Source organism: Kosakonia sp. PSU_27 (assembly GCF_039409795.1).
Classification (GTDB): Bacteria; Pseudomonadota; Gammaproteobacteria; order Enterobacterales; family Enterobacteriaceae; genus Kosakonia.
In genome coordinates this window covers 38,591-57,640 of record NZ_JBCIVK010000012.1, presented here as the reverse complement: position 1 = coordinate 57,640, position 19,050 = coordinate 38,591, and the positions used below count along the sequence as shown (strand labels likewise).

Below are 19,050 nucleotides of genomic sequence, written 5' to 3'. Positions count from 1 at the left end.
TCCGTTTTTCAACGCCCGTCACGCATAGGATGATTTCCGTTATGAACAGACAACTCTCGCTTCAGGAACTGTCCCGCTTGCTGCGCAATATGATCCGCACCGGGATAATCGTTGATATCGATCTGAACAGCGGGCGCTGCCGGGTGCAGACCGGCGGCCTCGTAACACAATGGTTGCAGTGGTTAACCCACCGCGCCGGGCATTCACGTAGCTGGTGGGCACCTTCCATCGGCGAACAGGTGTTGCTGCTGGCGGTCGGCGGCGAGCTTGACACCGCGTTCGTGCTGCCGGGAATTTTTTCCGATGACAACCCGGCCCCTTCGGCATCCGCCGACGCCTTGCATGTCGCCTTTCCCGATGGCGCCGTCGTGGAATATGAACCGAAAACCAGCGCGTTAACGGTGAGCGGCATTAAAACCGCCACCATCAGCGCGTCGCAATCCCTTACCGCTACCGTACCCGACGTGCGGGTGACCGCCACGACCCGCATCACGCTGGATACGCCGGAAGTGGTCTGCACCAACAAGCTCATCACCGGCACGCTGGAGGTACAAAAAGGCGGCACGATGAGCGGCAACATTGAGCACAGCGGCGGATCGCTCACTTCCAACGGCAAAGTGTTGCATACCCATAAACACCCCGGCGACAGCGGCGGCACAACAGGAGCGCCTTTATGACAGTTCGTTACAGCGGGTTAAACCGCACCACCGGCAAGCGTCTTACCGACACCGAGCACATCCGCCAGAGCATCAGCGATATTTTGCGCACGCCGATAGGCTCCAGAGTGATGCGCCGCGATTACGGCTCATTGCTGTTTGAGATGATCGACCAGCCGCAGACCCCGGCGCTGACGCTGCAAATTCAGGCCGCCTGTTACATGGCGCTATTGAAATGGGAACCGCGCATTAGCGTAAGCGCGGTCACCACCGAGCGCCAGTTCGACGGCAAGTTGCTGGTCAACCTGACCGCGCAACTCGCCAGCACCGGCGAATCCCTTTCGTTAACCCTTCCAGTGAGTTAAAACCATGCCAATTATCGATCTGAGCCAACTGCCGGCGCCGGATGTGGTCGAGGAGCTTGATTATGAGGCTATCCTCAACGACCGCAAAGCGACGCTGATTTCCCTGTTTCCCGCAGATGAACAAGAAGCGCTGGCGCGCACGCTGGCGCTGGAGTCCGAACCGCTGACCAAATTTCTGCAAGAGAACGCCTACCGTGAAGTGATGTGGCGCAGCCGCGTTAACGAAGCGGCCCGCGCGGTGATGCTGGCCTACGCCGCCGGGAAGGATCTGGATGTGATGGCCGCCAACAGCAACACCGCGCGGCTGGTGGTTTCGCCCGCTGACGAGAGCACCATTCCGCCAACGCCGGCGGTGATGGAGTCTGACAAAGATCTGCGTCTGCGCGCGCAGCAGGCGTTTGAAGGGCTAAGCGTCGCCGGGCCGGAAGGCGCTTACGAATACCATGGTCGCAGTGCCGACGGGCGGGTTGCCGATATTTCGGTCATCAGCCCGAACCCGGCGTATATCACCATTTCCGTGCTCTCCCGCGAGGGGGACGGCCGCGCCAGCGATGAGCTGATCGCCATAGTGGATAAAGCCCTGAACGCCGAAGATGTGCGCCCGGTGGGCGACCGTGTGACGGTGCAAAGCGCGGAGATCGTGCCTTACCAGATTAACGCCACGCTCTACTTCTACCCCGGCCCGGAATCGGAACCGATTCGCCAGGCCGCTGAGCAGCAGTTAAAAGCCTATATCAACGCGCAACGGCGTTTAGGGCGCGATATCCGCCAGTCGGCGATTTATGCCGCGCTGCACGTTGAAGGCGTGCAGCGGGTGGAGCTGAGCGCGCCGCAAAGCGATCTGGTGCTGGCGAAAAATCAGGCCTCTTACTGCACCGCCTGGAGCATTAATGCCGGAGGCACCGATGAGTGACGACCGTTTGTTGCCTGTTGGCTCATCCGTTCTTGAGGTGGCAGCGGCAAAAGCGGCGGCAGATATTGAGCGCGTGCCGGTGCCGCTGCGCACGCTGTGGGACCCGCAAACGTGCCCGGCGGAGCTGCTGCCTTACCTGGCATGGGCGCTCTCCGTCGACCGCTGGGACTTTAACTGGCCGGAAGCGACCAAACGCAAAGTGATTGCCGCTTCATTCTTCGTTCATCAACACAAAGGCACGCGCAGCGCGCTACGCCGGGTGGTTGAGCCGCTCGGTTTTCTGATTGAGCTGCGCGAATGGTGGGAGGACAACGCCGAGCCGGGCACCTTTAAACTGGTGATTGGCGTGCAGGAGAATGGCATTACCGAGGAGATGTACCTTGAGCTGGAGCGGCTGATTAATGATGCCAAACCGGCGAGCCGCCACCTGACCGGGTTAAACATTAGCCTGAGCAGCAGCGGCGAGTTTTATGTCGGCGCCGGTTGCTATCTGGGTGAAGAGCTGACCGTTTACCCTTACATGCCGGAAGAGATTGTTGTTGGCGGTGCATATTATCCGGCTTCAGCGGTTCATCTGGTTGATGATGTCATCATCACTTAACCACGTAACATCACACCAAACGGGCTGCGGCCCGTTTTTTTTACCCGCCTCGTTGTGCCAGCGGGCAGCCAACCCCGCCTGATAGCGTTCGCCTGTCGCTGAACGGAAAATGTCTTCTGTACTGATTCATCACCCAACAACCTGAGAGTTAACGCATGACTGCAAAATTCTTTGCCATTCTGACCAATCAGGGGGCCGCGAAGCTGGCGAACGCCGCGTCGCTTGGCACAAAGCTTAACCTTACGCAGATGGCGCTCGGCGATGCCAACGGCGTACTGCCCACGCCCGATGCGGCGCAAACTCAACTGATTAATCAGAAGCGAATTGCCCCGCTGAACCGCCTGTCCGTTGATCCGAATAACACCAATCAGATCATTGCCGAACAGGTGATCCCGGAAAACGAAGGCGGTTTCTGGATCCGCGAAATTGGCCTTTACGACGATGACGGCGTGCTGATTGCCATCGCCAACTGCCCGGAAACCTACAAGCCGTTGTTGCAGGAAGGCAGCGGACGCACGCAGACGATTCGCATGGCGCTGATTGTTTCATCGACCGCAGCTGTAACGCTGAAGATTGACCCGTCGGTGGTGCTGGCAACACGTAAATACGTTGATGGTAAAGTTATCGAAGTAAAGGCCTATTCAGACGATCTGCTGAAACAGCATGTCGCCGCTGCTAACCCACATACACAATATGCACCGCTTGCCAGCCCGGTATTTAGCGGTGTGCCTACCGTCCCGGATACGCACATCGGCAACTATGGACAGCAAATCGCCAACACAAAGTTTGTTCATGATGTCCTGAATGATGACAACTATATCCTGCCCGTAGGGGGTGTTGTTGCCTGGCCGCAGGCGACGCCGCCATTAGGGTGGTTTGAATGTAATGGTGCGGCATTTGATAAAGCGCAGTTTCCAAAACTAGCAGCGGCGTACCCAGCAGGTGTTCTTCCCGATCTGCGCGGTGAGTTTATTCGAGGCTGGGATGCTGGGCGCGGGGTTGATGCCGGGCGAACGCTGCTTTCGGTGCAGGCCGATGAATTGAGAGCGCATAACCACCGGTTCATTAACGAATACGGTACACCGACTGTAAGAATTGTTGCTTACACAGATGAAAATAGTGAAAACGCAGATACTACCATCTATACCGGCAATCGGGCATGGACCTATATCTGGATGGAAAATACCGGTGGCGCAGAAACTCGTCCACGCAACATCGCATTTAACTACATCGTGAGGGCTGCATAATGACGCAAGCGACACTGAACCAGAACCTGATTGCCACCGTTGCCGGAGAGCAAACCGTCTATAACTTCGCAGCCGATACGCGCGAATATCGTTCGACCTCGGTGGAGTACCTGGCTGTCGGCGTTGGTATTCCGGCAAACGCGGCCATCGATGCGCCACCTGCGTTGAAAAACGGCTTTGCGGTTTGCCGTAAGGCAGATTCGAGTGGCTGGGAATACGTTGCCGATCACCGCGGCGAAACGGTTTATGACATCGCCAGCGGCAAGCAGACGCAACTGGATAAGCTGGGTGATTACCCGGCAGACGTTACACCACTTGCACCAGCGACCGCTTATGATAAATGGGACGGCAGCAAATGGGTGACCGATACAACCGCACAGCAGACAGCGCTTGTCAGCGGGGCGGAACAGAAAAAAACGCAGTTACTGAGTGAGGCCAAAAATACCATCAGCCTGTGGCAGACCGAGTTGCAGCTCGGCATCATCAGCGATGACGATAAAGCCCGGCTGATTGCCTGGTTGCAATACATCAGGCTGCTCCAGGCGGTGGATACCGCAACGGCACCGAATATCAACTGGCCGCAACAACCGCAATAACACCAGACGGGCTACGGCCCGTTTTTTTCATTCATAGTTGTCCTGCCCATAAACCAACCCCAACCGATAGCCCTGCCCGATGTGCTCACCGGAAAATAGTGCCCACGTTTCCGACAACTGAGAGTGAACGCATGACCGCGAAATATTATGCCATTCTGACCAATCAAGGTGCGGCGAAGCTGGCAGCAGCTACCGCGCTTGGCACGCAAATCCATATCACGCAAATGGCCGTCGGCGACGGTAATGGCAGCCTGCCCACGCCCGACGCCACACAAACCCAACTGCTTAACCAGAAGCGCATCGGTGCGGTGAACACGCTCACTGTCGATGCGGCCAACGCAAATCAGATCATTGCCGAACAGGTGATCCCGGAAAACGAAGGGGGCTACTGGATCCGCGAAATGGGGCTTTTTGATGACGATGGCGTGCTGATTGCCATTGCCAACTGCCCGGAAACGTACAAGCCGTTGTTACAGGAAGGCAGCGGCCGCACGCAGACGATTCGTATGGCGCTGATTGTTTCGTCAACGGCGGCGGTGACGCTGAAAATCGACCCGTCGGTGGTGCTGGCGACACGCAAATATGTCGACGATAAGGTTATCGAGGTAAAAGCCTATTCCGACGAGCTGATGAAACAGCATCTTTCATCAGCGAACCCTCATGATCAATACCTGATGATTGGTAACGCCTTAAAAGAACTACAATCGGCGGGGCTCGTTGCTGAGTCTCTCAGCAACCTTGGCTTAAAGGAAAGTGCTAGACGAGATGTTGGGACAAGTGCAAATCAGATCCCCGATATGTCGAGTTTTAGCACAGGAAATACAAATTCATTCAGACTCCCGACAGGCCATATTGTCCAGTTTGGTTCAGGAAAAACGATTAGTGGTGGGTTTACACAGTCCTATCCTGTTCCTTTTCCTACCTTATGCCAGTGTTTGATGGGGGTTGTATACAGTACTTTGGGTGTACGGACATTTGTTGCAACCAATGCCTCAGACCGAACAGCGGCAAACATGAACGTCGTAGACATCAATGGTAATGGTATTAACGTTACTGTCGGCTACATTGCAATAGGTTACTGATATGAAATCTGTTTACTCACCTTACGAACACGTAATTTATAACTCTGTTTTTTACGAAGATTATCAGCGAGCCGGGACATGGCCAACCGATGGGATCGAGATAAGTGACAAGGATGCCATTACGTTTAACGGTAGCAGGGAGCCTATAGGTAAAATGCTTGATTATCGCGAGGGGGCGCTTTGCTGGATTGATCGCCCTTCGCCAGAATTTACCAAAGAGCAGTTAATTACCTTAGCTGAACAAAAAAAATCGTCATTACGCGCTACTGCCGACGCAGAAACGTCATGGCGACAGGACGCCGTCGATGCAGGAATCGCAACGGAGGAGGAATCCGCCGCACTGATTGAATGGCAAAAATATCGGGTGATATTGATGAGAATAGACACATCAAAAGCGCCCGATATTGAATGGCCTGTCCTGCCAGGCGCTCAGGCCAGTTGATATCAGACGCAGTGGAGGTTACAACGTCCTTCACCGCTTTGATGCATTTTATCCAGGCAGTTACGGGGTGATTATTATCGGGGTGTATACATGCAAGAAAATATTCGGTGGTGAATAGGATATGCAGGATATCCCCCACCTTCTGCACCAATAACGAATATCCCCTGGCCGGAAAAACCGCAATAACAAATAACATCCAACGGGCTCCAGCCCGTTTTTTTTTGGCTACCGTGTTGTTTCATCCCCACGCCAACCCCGACAAATAGCGCGTTAGCGCTGCGGTCTGGAAAATAGCACTCACCCCAACACCACGGAGTTAATCGGATGAGTGACTACCATCATGGCGTTCAGGTCGTCGAAATCAACGACGGCACACGCGTCATTTCCACTGTCTCAACTGCTATCGTCGGCATGGTTTGTACGGCCAGCGACGCCGATGTGGCAACCTTTCCACTGAATGAACCGGTGCTTATCACCAACGTGCAAAGCGCCATCGCCAAAGCGGGCACCAAAGGTACGCTGGCATCGTCTTTACAGGCGATTGCCGATCAGGCGAAACCGGTGATTGTTGTGGTGCGTGTCGCGGAAGGTAGCGGCGACGATGCCCAGGCGCAGACGATTTCCAATATCATCGGCACTACCGATGCAAACGGGAAATACACCGGTCTGAAAGCGCTGCTGACCGCTGAAGCGGTGACCGGCGTGAAACCGCGTATTCTTGGCGTGCCGGGTTACGACACCCTGGAAGTCGCAACCGCGCTGGCCCCCATCTGCCAGAAGCTGCGTGCCTTCGGTTACGTCAGCGCCTGGGGCTGCAAAACCATTTCGGAAGCTATTAAGTACCGCGAGAATTTCAGCCAGCGCGAGCTGATGGTGATTTGGCCGGACTTCCTCGCCTGGGATACCGTCGCTAACGCCAGCGCCACGGCGTACGACACGGCGCGCGCACTCGGCCTGCGCGCTTATATCGACCAGTCTGTTGGCTGGCACAAAACCCTGTCTAACGTCGGCGTTAACGGCGTGACCGGCATCAGCACCCCGGTGTTCTGGGATCTGCAGGAATCCGGCACCGATGCGGATCTGCTGAATCAGGCTGGCGTCACCACGCTGATTCGTAAAGATGGCTTCCGTTTCTGGGGCAACCGCACCTGCTCGGATGATCCGCTGTTCCTGTTTGAAAACTATACCCGTACCGCGCAGGTTATTGCCGACACCATGGCCGACGCGCATATGTGGGCGGTGGACAAACCGATTACCGCGACGCTTATCCGCGACATCATTGATGGCATTAACGCGAAATTCCGCGAGCTGAAAAGCAACGGTTACATCGTCGATGCGACCTGCTGGTTCGATGAATCCGCGAACGACGCCGAAACCCTGAAAGCCGGGAAACTGTATATCGATTATGACTATACGCCGGTCCCGCCACTGGAAAACCTGACCTTACGCCAGCGCATCACCGATAAGTACCTGGCGAACCTGGTCTCCTCGGTTAACAGCAATTAAGGAGCCTGATAAATGGCAATGCCGCGAAAACTGAAATACATGAACGTGTTCCTCAATGGCTACAGCTACCAGGGTGTCGCCAAATCCATCACGCTGCCAAAGCTGACCCGCAAGCTGGAAAACTACCGCGGTGCTGGCATGAATGGCGTCGCGCCGATTGATATGGGTCTCGATGAAGAGGCGATGTCAATGGAGTGGTCGCTGGGCGGCTTCCCGGATGAAGCTATCTGGGAACTGTATGGCGCCACCAGCGCCGACGCGGTGCCGATCCGCTTCGCCGGTTCTTATCAGCGTGATGACACCGGGGAAACGGTGGCAGTGGAAGTGGTGATGCGTGGTCGCCAGAAAGAGATCGACACTGGCGAAAACAAGCCGGGTGAAGATACGGAATCCAAAATCTCCGTGGTTTGCACCTACTTCAAACTGACCATTGATGGCAAGGAGCTGGTGGAGATCGACACCGTCAACATGGTTGAAAAAGTGAACGGCGTCGACCGTCTCGAACAGCACCGCCGCAATATCGGCCTGTAATGCCCCACCCGGTCAGCCTGGCTGGCCGGGTCTTCCCCCCGCAAAAGCAACGAGGATCGTATGAGCCACGAAACAGATAACGTCATTACCCTGCAAACCCCGATTAAACGCGGCGAGCAGTTGATCAATTCCCTTACGCTGATGAAACCGAACGCCGGTACGCTGCGCGGCCTGAGCCTGGCCGCGGTGGCAAACGCCGAAGTGGACGCGCTGATTAAAGTGCTGCCGCGCATCACCTCCCCTTCACTTACCGAGCAGGAAGTGGGCGCGCTGGATCTGGCCGATATGGTGGCGCTGGCGGGCAAGGTGGTCGGTTTTTTGTCACCAGCTTCGGGACAGTAAATTTTCCGGCCAGGCTGTCGGTTGACGATCTGATGGCGGATATCGCGGTGATCTTCCACTGGCCGCCATCAGAGCTCTACCCCCTGAGTCTGAGCGAACTCATCACCTGGCGCGAAAAAGCGCTGCAGCGAAGCGGAAACACATATGAGTAACAGCGTAAATATCGAGGCCCTGCTCGCTGCTGTTGATCAAGCGAAGCGGCCCTTTCAAACCCTGCAGACGGCGAATGTGTCGCTGTCTGACAGCATAAAAGCAACAGAGAAAAACCTGAGCGGGTTGTATGGTCAACTCGCTCAGGTGGATGGCTTAATGCGGGCGGGAAAAGCCCTTACCTCAGTCAATATGCGGCTGGAAACGATGCAGCAGCGTACGCAAAAACTGGCGGAACAAGGCCCACCGACGCGCAGCCACGCCAGTCTTTTGCAGTTCACACAACAGCGTGTCAGCCAGCTGCATCTGCAGCGCCTCAACCTGACGGCGAAAGTCGCCAGGCGGAAAAGCGTGGTTACCGAATCCGGCCTTGACGCTGCGGCGCCACTGGCGGAAAAGCTGCGGCTGAAAAGCCGCATCAGCGACAGTTCGGCGCAGTTGGTAACCCAACAGCAGAGCCTGAAACAGGAAAACCGGCAGCAGCGGCAGAAGAAAATCCAGGATGCGCAGCAGAGCATCACAGGGATGGGCGGAAAAGTCGCCAGCCTTGGGAAGGCCAGTATGTCGGTGGCAAACACCGGTTTTAGCCTTGGCAAAAAATTGCTGCAACCGGGTTATGAAGCATCACTGCAAGCGCGCCCTACCGTGCAGCCTGCGCCAGCGGGCACCGCTGTCGCCAGCCTCCAGCAGAGCGCCGGAAACCGGGCTCAGCCGATCGCCAACCAGCAACAAAGCGGCGGCGATGCAGCGGCCGCGACGCAAAACAATGCAGGTAACCTTGGCACGGATTTAGCGGCGCTGCAGGCGGCTTATCAATCCCTGAGCGTGGACATTTTCGCCACCCAGGAGTCGTCGCTACGCATGCTGGTACAGACTGCGACTGGTTATCTCGGGCAGCTTCAGCAGTGGGTGCAAAATAACCAGGGGCTGGTGCAAAGCTTTGGTCTGATAGCGACGGTGATCGTCGGCGTTGCAGGGGCAATCGGCACTGTCGCAAGCGTGATTGCGCCCGTCTTTACGGGGATCAGCACGCTTATCACCATTGCCACGACCTTCGGCAGCGTGTTTACCACCGTTTGTGGCGGGATCATGGCGGTTATCGGCGGACTCACCTGGCCAATTGTTGCCGTGGTGGCGGCCATCGCCGCTGGCGCTGCGCTGATTTATAAATACTGGGAGCCTATTAGCGCCTTTTTTAGCGGCGTGATTGAGGGGATCGTCGCGGCATTTGCCCCCATTGCAGAGATGTTTTCGCCATTACAGCCGGTTTTCGATGCCATCGGCGGTGCACTGCAAACGGTAAAAGAGACCTTTATCGCGCTGCTGACGCCAATCAAGGCCAGCGAGGAGACGCTCACACAATTCGGCAACGTCGGGCAGATTATCGGTAAAGTGCTGGTTACTGCATTCACCTGGCCACTAACCCTTTTCCGTTCACTGAGCGAGAGCGCGACGGGGTTGCTGGAGACGCTGGGCATTATCGATAAGAAACCCGCAATGGCGCTCAAACCATCGATCGAGCAACCCGCTACCGGAGGGGTATCCAGCTATATCCAGCCCACAAGTTCGCAGCCGGGGTATAACGCTTACCAGGTGGCGCGCCCGTCAACCGGCAGCTCTTACCTCGACCAAAGCCGTACGGAATATAACGTCACGCTGCAGGGCGATGTCACGCCGGGCAGCAGCAACGAACGTTACCTGCAGGATCTGTTCCGCCAGGATGCCGATAACCGGCGCAACAACGCGTTATCCCAATTCAACCCGTAAGGAGAGTTCGCATTATGATGCTGGCATTGGGGCTTTTTGTTTTTATGCGGCAGACGCTGCCATTTCAGAGTATGAGCCGTACCTCAGCGTTTAACTGGAAGAACAACGCGCGTGTGGGCAAGCGCGCGGCGTTTCAGTACATCGGTCCTGGGGAGGACACCATCGAAATTACGGGTGCACTCTACCCGGAACTCACTGGCGGTGTGCTGTCGCTTGCGGCGGTACGTCTGATGGCCGATCAGGGTCGCTCATGGCCGCTTATTGACGGAACCGGAATGATTTACGGCATGTATGTAATAAGCAGCGTCACCGAAAATGGTTCTGAGTATTACAGCAACGGTTCACCGCGCAAAATCACCTTCACGCTCAAACTTACGCGCGTTGATGAATCGCTGGAGGCCCTGGCGGGCGATCTTCAGGCCCAGGGGAAACAACTGTTCAGGGACCCGACGAAGATACTGGGGAACATGTGATGATTGACGTACTCACCCAGGATTTGGGGCGAACAAGCGTCCCCCTGTTTACGCTGAAGCTAAAGCAGAAACAGCATGATCCGCAGCAAGCGCAAAAACAGCAAGTAAAAGACATAACCTACGATATTGCGCCTCGCCTGATAGCGTTGACCGTCACCGATAATCGCGGGTTTGAGGCCGATACACTAACGCTAACGCTGGATGATGCCGACGGAAAAATCCAGATGCCGCAGCGCGGTAATGAGGTAAGTGTCGCCATTGGTCGACTGGGAGAACTGCTCACTAATATGGGCACGTTTACCATCGATCAGGTGACACACCGAGGTACGCCGGATCAGGTGGTTGTTACCGGCCGCAGCGTCGATTTTCGCGGCAATATGAATAGCCCAAAAGAGTGGTCATGGCATGACACAACGCTTGGCGAAGTTGTCAAAGATATCGCCTGGCGTAATTCACTGAGCGCCAGTGTCGCGCCAGCGCTGGCAAATATCAAAATCGCCCATATCGACCAGTCTAATGAGTCCGACATTGGCTTTCTTACCCGGCTGGCAACTCGCAACGGTGCTGAAATCGCCGTGAAATCAGGTACGCTGATTTTCCTTGTTCCGGGCATGTGCGTTCGGGGCGGCAAGGTTGTTCCTTCGGTGACGATTACCCGCAGCGATGGCGACTCACACGAGTTTACCCTTGCCGATCGCGTAGCTTACAGCGGTGTGGTTGCCCACTGGCAAGATACCAGAACGCCAAAAGCGCAGACGAAGCAGGTAAAACTGACGCGCAAAACCGCGACAACCAGCAATGAAAAACAGGAAGCGACCGATTACACCGCTGGATCAAAAGATAATATCTATACCCTGCCGACGACATACTCTTCTAAAGATGAAGCCATGCGGGCGGCAGAGGCACAGTGGCAAGATATCCAGCGCAACGCGGCGAAATTTACGCTCACTCTCGCTCAGGGGCGCACCGATATCTCAGCAGAAAGCCCTGTGTATGTTTCAGGCTTTAAAGATGCGATCAACAACACGCCCTGGGTAATCAAAAAAGTGACACATGGCATTGATAGCAATGGTTTTATTAGCAAACTGGAGCTGGAGGTTCGGGTTGATGGCGTTAAATATGAAGTGCAGGAATAGCGTCAAATGCATTCTTTAACTTGCATTTGCAAGTTAAAAGGATAATATAACTGGCATATACACGAGGGAGAAACCACCATGATGCATTGCCCGGTATGCCAACAAGCGGCGCACGCGCGCTCCAGCCGCTACCTCAGTTCTGAAACCAAAGAGCGCTATCACCAGTGCCAGAATATTCACTGTGGTTGTACGTTTGTCACCCATGAGTCGCTGGCGCGTTACATTGTCCGCCCGCCAGCACTGCAAGTGAGTGCGTCCCCCGCCGGGAAGTAATCCGGCGAAAATAATCAAAAGCCTGCGCCAGCAGGTTTTTTATTTCTGCATCGATAATAGGTAATGGAAAAAAATACGTGGGCAATGGGTGGTCACAGAGCTTAAAAACCACTGATACAGGAAACGTCCTGGGTTCAGCCTAAATTAAATATGCGTCTGCCTGCCCGAAGAGATGTCGATCCAGATAAGGATGCGAAACCAGAATTTGTTAGTGTGCGGATCTACAGGATGCTTTTTTTAGCTCGCCATCAAACCATTAATAAAGCTCGCTGCCTGCTGTGAACGATTTAAATCCCAAAGCAATAAGCCAAAACCTGGCGCTGAACACGTCTAAAGAAGGTGGTTTTCAGATGGGTATAAAAAAGGGGCTGGCATTACGCCAACCCCTTGTTTCATAACACGCTTTGGATGTAGCGTGTGCGCTATCTTAGTTAAGACGCTCTTTGATACGAGCAGACTTACCAGTACGCTCACGCAGGTAGTACAGTTTAGCTTTACGAACGGCACCACGACGTTTGACAGAGATGCTGTCAACTACCGGAGAGTGAGTCTGGAAGACACGCTCAACGCCTTCGCCGTTGGAAATTTTACGAACAGTGAATGCAGAGTGCAGACCGCGGTTACGAATAGCGATAACCACGCCCTCGAATGCCTGCAGACGTTTTTTGGAACCTTCAACAACCCATACTTTCACTTCCACGGTGTCACCCGGACGGAAGGAAGGTACGTCCTGCTTCATCTGCTCTTGTTCAAGTTGCTTAATAATGTTGCTCATAATTTAATCTCTTATCCTGGGTAAACTGATATTCGGGTGGCTTAAGCCATCCCATCATGTTTCTGTTGCTGTTGCGCGTGTTCCCGTTGGAACTCTGCCAGCAACCTTGCTTGCTCTTCAGTCAGAGCCAGGTTTTCCAGAAGTTCAGGTCTTCTAAGCCAGGTGCGGCCCAGCGACTGCTTCAAACGCCAGCGACGTATCTCGGCATGGTTCCCCGACAGTAACACCGCCGGTACTTCCATCCCTTCTAACACTTCAGGTCGGGTATAGTGTGGGCAGTCCAACAACCCATCGGCAAAAGAATCTTCCGTTGCCGAAGCTTCATGCCCCAGTACCCCCGGAATAAACCGGGAAACCGAGTCAATCAGCGTCATCGCTGGTAACTCACCACCGCTGAGAACGTAATCGCCGATAGACCATTCTTCGTCAATCTCGGTTTGAATTACGCGCTCATCTATCCCTTCGTAGCGACCGCACACCAGAATCAGTTTCTGATTCGTTGCCAGTTCGCTGACGCCCGCTTGATCAAGCTTGCGCCCCTGAGGCGACAGATAAATCACTTTGGCGCCTTCGCCCGCCGCGGCTTTTGCTGCATGAATGGCGTCCCGTAGGGGGTTCACCATCATTAACATCCCCGGTCCGCCGCCGTAAGGACGATCGTCCACGGTACGGTGCCGGTCGTGAGCGAAATCACGCGGACTCCAGCTCTGGATGCTCAGCAGGCCATTTTTTACTGCCCGGCCAGTTACCCCGTAGTCGGTAATCGCGCGGAACATTTCAGGAAACAGGCTAATTATGCCAATCCACATAGCGCCGTCTTTTACCGTATATCCGGAGGTTTAAAAACCAGGATCCCAATCTACTTCAATGGTTTGAGTAGTGAGATCGACTTTCTTGATAACCTGCCCATCGAGGAACGGAACCAGCCGCTCCTTGATACCAAATGCATCTTTCAGGTTTGCCTTGATGACGAGAACGTCATTCGACCCGGTTTCCATCATATCGACGACTTTACCGAGGCTGTAACCTTCAGTAGTCACTACCTGGCAGCCCATCAGGTCTTTCCAGTAGTAGTCACCCTCTTCCAGTTCCGGCAACTGCGCGGAATCAACGACAATTTCACAATTGGTCAGCAGATTCGCGGCATCTCTGTCATCAACACCTTTCAGTTTGATGACGATGTCCTGATTGTGGTAGCGCCAGCTTTCCAGCTCAATGCTCTGCCACTGACCCGCCTTCTGGATAAACCAGGGCTGATAGTCAAAAATGCTTTCGGCGTCTTCGGTGGAGGAAAACACTCTGAGCCAACCACGAATTCCGTAAGAAGACCCCAGCTTGCCGACGATAATTGGCTCAACAGGGATCGGTGCGGCTTGTTGCTTGCTCATCATGACCACCGTGACAGATTAAGCTGCTTTCTGTGCTGCTTTGATCAGCGCGGAAACGCGATCGGAAACGGTAGCGCCCTGGCCAACCCAGTGCTGAATACGATCCAGATCCAGGCGGGTGCCTTCTTCTTTCTCGGAAGCGATCGGGTTGAAGAAGCCAACGCGCTCAATGAAGCGACCGTTGCGTGCATTGCGGCTGTCAGTAACAACAACCTGGTAGAACGGACGCTTTTTAGCGCCGTGACGTGCTAAACGAATAGTTACCATAACATCCTCTTGTGTGAATAAAACACCAGGCCCCATCGAGGAACGGAGCCCGGTGTCATATTAAAAGCCCGAAAATTTTACTGATTTTGGGGGAAATTGCAATCAGGATAAAGTAAACAAGGGATATAAGGCGTATATCGGTGCAGCCAGTTTAGTTCCGGCGTGCGCACAGAAAGCGGAGCGTACACGGAGTACGTGAGCATTTCGAGCACACCCCGGGGCTAAAATGGCAAACAAGATAGCCTTATGCCCTTGTTTTAGCGCCCCGGGAAACCAGGCGGCATCATCCCCTTCATCCCGCGCATCATCTTCGCCATCCCGCCCTTCTTCATCTTCTTCATCATGCGTTGCATGTCGTCGAATTGTTTGAGCAGACGGTTCACATCCTGCACCTGCATACCGCAGCCGGCGGCGATACGGCGCTTACGCGAACCTTTGATGATGTCCGGGTTGGCGCGCTCTTTCAACGTCATGGAGTTAATGATCGCTTCCATACGCACCAGCACTTTGTCGTCCATTTGCGCTTTAACGTTGTCCGGGATTTGCCCCATGCCCGGCAGCTTGCCCATCAGGCTCGCCATGCCGCCCATGTTTTTCATCTGGCGCAACTGCTCAAGGAAGTCGGTCAGATCGAAGCCGTCGCCCTTCTTCAGTTTATTCGCCAGCTTTTCAGCCTGCGCGCGGTCAACTTTGCTTTCGATATCTTCGATAAGCGACAACACGTCGCCCATGCCAAGGATTCGTGAGGCGATACGATCCGGGTGGAACGGCTCCAGCGCTTCCGTTTTCTCGCCGACACCGAGGAATTTAATCGGCTTGCCGGTGATATGGCGAATGGAGAGCGCCGCACCGCCGCGCGCATCACCGTCCACTTTCGTCAGCACCACGCCGGTCAGCGGCAGCGCTTCATTAAAGGCTTTCGCGGTATTCGCGGCGTCCTGACCGGTCATGGCGTCGACGACAAACAGGGTTTCTACCGGCTTAATCGCCGCGTGAACCTGTTTGATCTCATCCATCATCGCTTCGTCGACATGCAGACGACCGGCGGTATCCACCAGCAGCACGTCGTAGAATTTCAGCTTCGCCTCTTTCAGCGCGGCGTTAACGATGTCGACCGGCTTTTGCGCGACGTCAGAAGGGAAGAAATCGACGTCAACCTGCTGCGCCAGCGTTTCCAGCTGTTTGATCGCCGCCGGACGGTAAACGTCGGCAGAAACGACCATCACTTTCTTCTTGTGCTTCTCGCGCAGGAACTTACCAAGTTTACCGACGCTGGTGGTTTTACCCGCCCCCTGCAGACCTGCCATCAGCACTACCGCTGGCGGCTGCGCGGCAAGGTTCAGGCTCTGGTTCTCTTCGCCCATCGCCGCAACCAGTTCGTTGCGCACGATTTTGACGAACTCCTGGCCCGGCGTCAGGCTCTTGTTCACTTCATGGCCAACCGCTTTCTCTTTTACGCGGTTGATAAAATCACGCACCACTGGCAGCGCAACGTCCGCTTCCAGCAGCGCCATACGCACTTCGCGCAGGGTATCTTTGATGTTGTCTTCAGTGAGGCGTCCACGGCCACTGATATTGCGCAGGGTGCGCGACAAACGATCGGTTAAATTATCAAACATTGTCTCTCGCCTGAGGTGATACGATGGCCGCCAGCGCGACGCATAACAGAAATTTCCCGGAGTATAACATGAAGACATTGCTCCTGTATGTGATGCAACTGTTGGAGCCAACGTCACGTAACGTTATACTGCTTTTCTTTCTTCTTCAGTCAACTGCCGACATCCTATGCCCGTTTTTGCCCTGATCGCTCTTGTCGCCTACTCAATCAGCATTGCGCTGATCGTTCCCAGCCTGCTGCAAAAAAACAGCGGCTGGCGCAGAATGGCTATCCTTTCGGCGGTAATCGCACTTATTTGCCACGGTTTCGGCTTGAAAGAACGCCTGTTCCCGGATGATGGCGGGCAAAACCTGAGCCTGCTGAATGTCGGTTCGCTGGTCAGCCTGATGATCTGTACGGTAATGACCATTGTGGCGTCGAAAAATCGCGGCTGGCTGCTGCTGCCGATTGTCTATACCTTCGCGTTAATCAACCTCGCTTTCGCCGTTTTTGTACCCAATGAGTACATTACCCACCTGGAAGCCACGCCGGGCATGATGGTGCACATTGGCCTGTCGCTTTTCGCCTATGCCACACTGATTATTGCGGCTATGTACGCGCTGCAACTGGCCTGGATTGACTATCAGTTGAAGAATAAACGGCTGGCGTTCAGTAACGAAATGCCGCCGCTGATGGTGATTGAGCGCAAAATGTTCCACATTACTCAGGTTGGCGTTGTGCTGCTGACGCTGACGCTATGCACCGGCCTGTTCTTTATGCAGAACCTGTTCAGCATGGAAAATATCGACAAAGCGGTGCTCTCAATCATCGCCTGGTTTGTCTACATTGTTCTGCTGTGGGGCCATTACCATGAGGGCTGGCGCGGCCGCAGGGTCGTCTGGTTCAACGTTGCAGGCGCGGGGATTTTAACGCTGGCCTATTTTGGCAGCCGCATTCTGCAGCAGTTCGCGAGCTAATCACAAAGGAGTTCCCCCTGGAACACATTTCCACCACGACGCTGATTATTACGCTAATCATCATGGTCGTGGTTTCGGCCTACTTTTCCGGTTCCGAAACCGGAATGATGACACTCAACCGTTACCGCTTGCGCCACTTAGCCAAGCAGGGCAACCGCGCGGCAAAACGCGTAGAAAAGCTGTTGCGTAAACCCGACCGCCTGATAAGCCTGGTGCTGATTGGTAACAACCTCGTCAATATTCTGGCGTCGGCAATTGGCACCATTGTTGGCATGCGCCTGTATGGCAATGCTGGCGTCGCTATCGCCACCGGTGTGCTGACCTTTGTGGTGCTGGTGTTCGCCGAAGTGTTGCCAAAAACCATCGCCGCGCTCTACCCGGAAAAAGTGGCCTTCCCCAGTAGCTTCCTGCTCGCGCCGCTGCAAGTCATCATGATGCCGCTGGTGTGGTTGCTGAACGGCGTGACGCGCGTGCTGATGCGCATGGTGGGTATTAAAGCGGATGTGGTGGTCAGCGGCGCGCTCAGCAAAGATGAGCTGCGCACCATTGTGAACGAATCGCGCTCGCAAATTTCCCGCCGCAACCAGGACATGTTGCTGTCGATTCTCGATCTGGAAAAAGTCAGCGTTAACGACATCATGGTGCCGCGCAACGAAATTGTCGGCATTGATATCAACGACGACTGGAAAGCCATTGTTCGCCAGCTCACCCACTCGCCGCACGGCCGCATTGTGCTCTACCGTGATTCGCTGGACGACGCCATCAGCATGCTGCGCGTGCGTGAAGCCTACCGGTTAATGACGGAAAAAAACGAGTTCACCAAAGAAGTGATGCTGCGCGCCGCCGACGAAATCTACTATGTCCCGGAAGGTACGCCGCTGAGCGTGCAACTGGTGAAATTCCAGCGCAATAAAAAGAAAGTCGGCCTGGTGGTCGATGAGTATGGCGATATTCAGGGGCTGGTGACGGTCGAAGATATTCTGGAAGAGATTGTCGGCGACTTTACCACCTCCATGTCACCTGCGCTGGCGGATGAAGCCACGCCGCAAAATGACGGCTCGGTGATCATCGACGGCAGCGCCAACGTGCGCGAGCTGAATAAAGCCTTTAACTGGCGCTTACCGGAAGACGAAGCCCGCACCATTAACGGCATGCTGCTGGAGGCGCTGGAAGAGATCCCGGCGGTGGGTACGCGTGTCCGTATCGAGCAGTACGACATCGATATTCTCGACGTGCAGGACAATATGATTAAGCAGGTTCAGGTGATCCCGGTGAAAGCACTGCGGGAAAGCGTCGCCGAATAAGCGAAAAAAAACCCTCTCCGGACGGAGAGGGTTTATCTAAAAAAAGTTACGCCTTCGCTTTAGCAACGGTCACCATCGCTGCGCGAATAGTGCGGCCGTTTAAGGTGTAACCTTTTTGCATCACGCCCAGCACTTTACCAGCGGCAATCTCTTCAGATTCCACCATGGCAATCGCCTGATGCACGTTTGGATCCAGCGGAACGTCGGTTTCAGCAATCACTTCCACGCCGAACTTCTTCACCACATCCAGCATGTTTTTCAGCGTCAGTTCAATGCCTTCAACCATCGGTGCCATCTCGGCGTTGTTTTTGTCCGCCACTTCCAGTGCGCGATCCAGGCTATCGATAACCGGCAGCAGTTCATTGACGAACTTCTCCAGCGCGAATTTATGCGCTTTCTCGATATCCTGTTCGGTACGGCGACGCAGGTTTTCCATTTCCGCTTTAACGCGTAAAACAGTTTCGCGCTCGCGGCTTTCCGCTTCAGCTAACTGCGCTTCAAGGTTCGCAATTTTCTCATCGCGCGGATCCACCTGCCCAGCAGAATCGTCAGACTCAACAACTGCCTCAACTTCGTCGTGCTGTTCCATGATAATTTCTTCCGGGGCTTGCCCGTCAGGCGTTTTCTGTTCTTTACTACTCATGAATTTCTCCGCGTTTTTT

24 protein-coding genes are annotated in these 19,050 nt (G+C 54.7%); 18 read left to right on the top strand and 6 right to left on the bottom strand.

All coding sequences use genetic code 11. From position 1 onward, the window contains the following. Positions 1-41: 41 nt before the first annotated feature. The 16 genes from AAIG26_RS22640 (at position 42) to AAIG26_RS22565 (ending at position 12,080) form a co-directional block, all read left to right on the top strand. The gene (locus AAIG26_RS22640; RefSeq protein WP_045513793.1) at positions 42-677 is read left to right on the top strand and encodes a phage baseplate assembly protein V; all 636 of its coding nucleotides are present in this window, start codon (positions 42-44) and stop codon (positions 675-677) included. Continuing rightward, positions 674-1,021, top strand: coding sequence for a GPW/gp25 family protein (locus AAIG26_RS22635; protein ID WP_020454785.1), 348 nt, complete (start codon positions 674-676; stop codon positions 1,019-1,021). The genes AAIG26_RS22640 and AAIG26_RS22635 overlap by 4 nt, the downstream gene beginning before the upstream one ends. A 4-nt stretch (positions 1,022-1,025) precedes the next feature. Beyond that, positions 1,026-1,934: a baseplate assembly protein gene (locus AAIG26_RS22630; protein WP_020454786.1), complete on the top strand. Its 909-nt coding sequence runs from the start codon at positions 1,026-1,028 to the stop codon at positions 1,932-1,934. Beyond that, positions 1,927-2,535 carry a phage tail protein I gene (locus AAIG26_RS22625; RefSeq protein WP_269232004.1) on the top strand — a complete coding sequence of 203 codons (609 nt, stop codon included), beginning with the start codon at positions 1,927-1,929 and terminating at the stop codon, positions 2,533-2,535. Before AAIG26_RS22630 ends, AAIG26_RS22625 begins: the two co-directional genes overlap by 8 nt. A gap of 155 nt (positions 2,536-2,690) precedes the next feature. Continuing rightward, entirely contained in the window at positions 2,691-3,782 is a 1,092-nt protein-coding gene (locus tag AAIG26_RS22620; protein ID WP_343181537.1) for a phage tail protein, read from the top strand. Further along, a complete protein-coding gene (locus AAIG26_RS22615) occupies positions 3,782-4,378 on the top strand; it encodes a tail fiber assembly protein (RefSeq protein ID WP_343181536.1) in 597 nt (198 codons plus the stop codon). Before AAIG26_RS22620 ends, AAIG26_RS22615 begins: the two co-directional genes overlap by 1 nt. 131 nt (positions 4,379-4,509) lie before the next feature. Further along, a complete protein-coding gene (locus AAIG26_RS22610; protein WP_343181535.1) occupies positions 4,510-5,460 on the top strand; it encodes a phage tail protein in 951 nt (316 codons plus the stop codon). Position 5,461: 1 nt separating this feature from the next. Beyond that, entirely contained in the window at positions 5,462-5,902 is a 441-nt protein-coding gene (locus AAIG26_RS22605; protein WP_343181534.1) for a tail fiber assembly protein, read from the top strand. Between the two features lie 324 nt (positions 5,903-6,226). Then, entirely contained in the window at positions 6,227-7,408 is a 1,182-nt protein-coding gene (locus tag AAIG26_RS22600) for a phage tail sheath protein (RefSeq protein ID WP_343181533.1), read from the top strand. 12 nt (positions 7,409-7,420) lie between these two features. Next, positions 7,421-7,939, top strand: coding sequence for a phage major tail tube protein (locus AAIG26_RS22595; RefSeq protein WP_020454793.1), 519 nt, complete (start codon positions 7,421-7,423; stop codon positions 7,937-7,939). Positions 7,940-7,999: 60 nt separating this feature from the next. Further along, entirely contained in the window at positions 8,000-8,281 is a 282-nt protein-coding gene (locus AAIG26_RS22590; RefSeq protein WP_020454794.1) for a phage tail assembly protein, read from the top strand. A gap of 32 nt (positions 8,282-8,313) precedes the next feature. Continuing rightward, positions 8,314-8,433: a GpE family phage tail protein gene (locus AAIG26_RS22585; RefSeq protein ID WP_017459930.1), complete on the top strand. Its 120-nt coding sequence runs from the start codon at positions 8,314-8,316 to the stop codon at positions 8,431-8,433. Further along, positions 8,426-10,198 carry a phage tail tape measure protein gene (locus AAIG26_RS22580; RefSeq protein ID WP_343181532.1) on the top strand — a complete coding sequence of 591 codons (1,773 nt, stop codon included), beginning with the start codon at positions 8,426-8,428 and terminating at the stop codon, positions 10,196-10,198. Before AAIG26_RS22585 ends, AAIG26_RS22580 begins: the two co-directional genes overlap by 8 nt. Before the next feature lie 14 nt (positions 10,199-10,212). Beyond that, a complete protein-coding gene (locus tag AAIG26_RS22575) occupies positions 10,213-10,671 on the top strand; it encodes a phage tail protein (protein WP_343181530.1) in 459 nt (152 codons plus the stop codon). Further along, a complete protein-coding gene (locus AAIG26_RS22570) occupies positions 10,671-11,807 on the top strand; it encodes a contractile injection system protein, VgrG/Pvc8 family (protein WP_313627431.1) in 1,137 nt (378 codons plus the stop codon). The genes AAIG26_RS22575 and AAIG26_RS22570 overlap by 1 nt, the downstream gene beginning before the upstream one ends. Before the next feature lie 78 nt (positions 11,808-11,885). Then, positions 11,886-12,080 (top strand): ogr/Delta-like zinc finger family protein, encoded by a 195-nt coding sequence (locus AAIG26_RS22565; protein WP_020454798.1) that lies wholly within the window; start codon positions 11,886-11,888, stop codon positions 12,078-12,080. Positions 12,081-12,507: 427 nt separating this feature from the next. On the opposite strand, the gene rplS is transcribed toward AAIG26_RS22565, so the two are convergent. The 5 genes from rplS to ffh all read right to left on the bottom strand — a co-directional run bounded on the left by rplS (position 12,508) and on the right by ffh (position 16,129). Continuing rightward, positions 12,508-12,855: a 50S ribosomal protein L19 gene (gene rplS, locus AAIG26_RS22560; protein ID WP_004104634.1), complete on the bottom strand. Its 348-nt coding sequence runs from the start codon at positions 12,853-12,855 to the stop codon at positions 12,508-12,510. A gap of 41 nt (positions 12,856-12,896) precedes the next feature. Beyond that, positions 12,897-13,664, bottom strand: a complete 768-nt coding sequence (gene trmD / locus AAIG26_RS22555; RefSeq protein WP_020454799.1) for a tRNA (guanosine(37)-N1)-methyltransferase TrmD — start codon at positions 13,662-13,664, stop codon at positions 12,897-12,899. A 30-nt stretch (positions 13,665-13,694) separates the two neighbouring features. After that, positions 13,695-14,243: a ribosome maturation factor RimM gene (rimM, locus tag AAIG26_RS22550; RefSeq protein ID WP_343181528.1), complete on the bottom strand. Its 549-nt coding sequence runs from the start codon at positions 14,241-14,243 to the stop codon at positions 13,695-13,697. A gap of 18 nt (positions 14,244-14,261) precedes the next feature. Beyond that, complete coding sequence (gene rpsP / locus AAIG26_RS22545; RefSeq protein ID WP_017459923.1) at positions 14,262-14,510, bottom strand: 30S ribosomal protein S16; 249 nt, start codon at positions 14,508-14,510, stop codon at positions 14,262-14,264. A 257-nt stretch (positions 14,511-14,767) separates the two neighbouring features. After that, positions 14,768-16,129 carry a signal recognition particle protein gene (ffh, locus tag AAIG26_RS22540; protein ID WP_017459922.1) on the bottom strand — a complete coding sequence of 454 codons (1,362 nt, stop codon included), beginning with the start codon at positions 16,127-16,129 and terminating at the stop codon, positions 14,768-14,770. 166 nt (positions 16,130-16,295) lie between these two features. Between ffh and AAIG26_RS22535 the strand changes: the two genes are divergently transcribed. Continuing rightward, complete coding sequence (locus tag AAIG26_RS22535) at positions 16,296-17,084, top strand: inner membrane protein YpjD (protein ID WP_020454801.1); 789 nt, start codon at positions 16,296-16,298, stop codon at positions 17,082-17,084. A gap of 17 nt (positions 17,085-17,101) precedes the next feature. Next, positions 17,102-18,388 (top strand): HlyC/CorC family transporter, encoded by a 1,287-nt coding sequence (locus AAIG26_RS22530; protein ID WP_025263874.1) that lies wholly within the window; start codon positions 17,102-17,104, stop codon positions 18,386-18,388. Positions 18,389-18,434: 46 nt separating this feature from the next. Here the strand turns inward: AAIG26_RS22530 and grpE are convergent, their stop codons facing one another. Next, on the bottom strand, positions 18,435-19,031 hold the full coding sequence (grpE, locus tag AAIG26_RS22525) for a nucleotide exchange factor GrpE (RefSeq protein ID WP_147271691.1): 597 nt from the start codon (positions 19,029-19,031) through the stop codon (positions 18,435-18,437). Between the last annotated feature and the right edge of the window lie 19 nt (positions 19,032-19,050).

Coding starts and splice junctions, on each gene's coding strand:
- AAIG26_RS22640 (WP_045513793.1), top strand. CDS start 42: ATGAACAGACAACTCTCGCTTCAGGAACTGTCCCGCTTGCTGCGCAAT.
- AAIG26_RS22635 (WP_020454785.1), top strand. CDS start 674: ATGACAGTTCGTTACAGCGGGTTAAACCGCACCACCGGCAAGCGTCTT.
- AAIG26_RS22630 (WP_020454786.1), top strand. CDS start 1,026: ATGCCAATTATCGATCTGAGCCAACTGCCGGCGCCGGATGTGGTCGAG.
- AAIG26_RS22625 (WP_269232004.1), top strand. CDS start 1,927: ATGAGTGACGACCGTTTGTTGCCTGTTGGCTCATCCGTTCTTGAGGTG.
- AAIG26_RS22620 (WP_343181537.1), top strand. CDS start 2,691: ATGACTGCAAAATTCTTTGCCATTCTGACCAATCAGGGGGCCGCGAAG.
- AAIG26_RS22615 (WP_343181536.1), top strand. CDS start 3,782: ATGACGCAAGCGACACTGAACCAGAACCTGATTGCCACCGTTGCCGGA.
- AAIG26_RS22610 (WP_343181535.1), top strand. CDS start 4,510: ATGACCGCGAAATATTATGCCATTCTGACCAATCAAGGTGCGGCGAAG.
- AAIG26_RS22605 (WP_343181534.1), top strand. CDS start 5,462: ATGAAATCTGTTTACTCACCTTACGAACACGTAATTTATAACTCTGTT.
- AAIG26_RS22600 (WP_343181533.1), top strand. CDS start 6,227: ATGAGTGACTACCATCATGGCGTTCAGGTCGTCGAAATCAACGACGGC.
- AAIG26_RS22595 (WP_020454793.1), top strand. CDS start 7,421: ATGGCAATGCCGCGAAAACTGAAATACATGAACGTGTTCCTCAATGGC.
- AAIG26_RS22590 (WP_020454794.1), top strand. CDS start 8,000: ATGAGCCACGAAACAGATAACGTCATTACCCTGCAAACCCCGATTAAA.
- AAIG26_RS22585 (WP_017459930.1), top strand. CDS start 8,314: ATGGCGGATATCGCGGTGATCTTCCACTGGCCGCCATCAGAGCTCTAC.
- AAIG26_RS22580 (WP_343181532.1), top strand. CDS start 8,426: ATGAGTAACAGCGTAAATATCGAGGCCCTGCTCGCTGCTGTTGATCAA.
- AAIG26_RS22575 (WP_343181530.1), top strand. CDS start 10,213: ATGATGCTGGCATTGGGGCTTTTTGTTTTTATGCGGCAGACGCTGCCA.
- AAIG26_RS22570 (WP_313627431.1), top strand. CDS start 10,671: ATGATTGACGTACTCACCCAGGATTTGGGGCGAACAAGCGTCCCCCTG.
- AAIG26_RS22565 (WP_020454798.1), top strand. CDS start 11,886: ATGATGCATTGCCCGGTATGCCAACAAGCGGCGCACGCGCGCTCCAGC.
- rplS (WP_004104634.1), bottom strand. CDS start 12,855: ATGAGCAACATTATTAAGCAACTTGAACAAGAGCAGATGAAGCAGGAC.
- trmD (WP_020454799.1), bottom strand. CDS start 13,664: ATGTGGATTGGCATAATTAGCCTGTTTCCTGAAATGTTCCGCGCGATT.
- rimM (WP_343181528.1), bottom strand. CDS start 14,243: ATGAGCAAGCAACAAGCCGCACCGATCCCTGTTGAGCCAATTATCGTC.
- rpsP (WP_017459923.1), bottom strand. CDS start 14,510: ATGGTAACTATTCGTTTAGCACGTCACGGCGCTAAAAAGCGTCCGTTC.
- ffh (WP_017459922.1), bottom strand. CDS start 16,129: ATGTTTGATAATTTAACCGATCGTTTGTCGCGCACCCTGCGCAATATC.
- AAIG26_RS22535 (WP_020454801.1), top strand. CDS start 16,296: ATGCCCGTTTTTGCCCTGATCGCTCTTGTCGCCTACTCAATCAGCATT.
- grpE (WP_147271691.1), bottom strand. CDS start 19,031: ATGAGTAGTAAAGAACAGAAAACGCCTGACGGGCAAGCCCCGGAAGAA.